At 77.3% G+C, this 851-nt stretch carries 2 protein-coding genes; both read right to left on the reverse strand.

Translation table 11 applies throughout. The annotated features are described in order from the left end of the window. Positions 1–189, reverse strand: a 189-nt coding sequence (locus tag G3I53_RS30035; protein WP_203617518.1) for a cob(I)yrinic acid a,c-diamide adenosyltransferase, incomplete at its 3' end; no start/stop codon positions are given. Further along, on the reverse strand, positions 189–851 hold a 663-nt coding region (locus G3I53_RS30040), incomplete at its 5' end, for a VWA domain-containing protein (protein ID WP_164438968.1). The genes G3I53_RS30035 and G3I53_RS30040, both read right to left, overlap by 1 nt.

The raw sequence follows: 851 nt of genomic DNA on the forward strand, positions 1-851 counted from the left end.
CTTCGCCGACTTGACGAACTGGAACACCCCGACCGGCCAGCCCTGGTTCCAGGCCCGCAGCGCGAGCCCGAAGGCGGCCGTCGACTTGCCCTTGCCGACGCCCGTGTGCACCATCACCAGCGGCCGGTTGCGCCGCTGACGAGTCGTCAGTCCGTCGTCCGGCACCACATTCGGCTGTCCCTGCGGCATTACGCGGCCCTCCTCGTCCCGTTCCCCCGCACATCCCTGACCAGCCCGGCGATCGCGTCCGCCCGCAAGGCGTCCAGCGTCACCGCGCCGCCCCCCAGCTCCCCGGCGAGCCGCCCCGCGAGGCCCAGCCGTACCGGCCCCGACTCGCAGTCCACGACCACCGACGCGATCCCCTCGGCCGCGAACAGCCGCGCGGCCCGCCCGGCCAGCGCGACCGGCTCGGGGCCGCCCGTGGCCCGGCCGTCGGTCACCACGACCACCAGCGCCCGCCGCGCGGGGTCCCGCAGCCGCTCCACCCGCAGCACGTCGTGCGCCTTCAGCAGCCCGGCCGCCAGCGGCGTACGGCCCCCGGTGGGCAGCGACTCCAGCCGGGCCGCCGCCGCGTCCACCGACGACGTCGGCGGCAGCGCCACCTCCGCCCCCGAGCCCCGGAAGGTCACCAGCCCCACCTTGTCCCGCCGCTGGTAGGCGTCCAGCAGCAGCGACAGCACCGCGCCCTTGACCGCCCCCATCCGCTGCCGCGCCGCCATCGACCCGGAGGCGTCCACCACGAACAGCACCAGGTTGCCCTCCCGGCCCTCGCGCGCCGCCTGCCGCAGATCGTCCCGGCGCACCACCAGCCCCCGGCCCGACCGGCCCCGCGCCCGCTGGTGCGGTGCCGC

The sequence above is a fragment of the Streptomyces sp. SID14436 genome (assembly GCF_010548465.1).
Classification (GTDB): domain Bacteria; phylum Actinomycetota; class Actinomycetes; order Streptomycetales; family Streptomycetaceae; genus Streptomyces.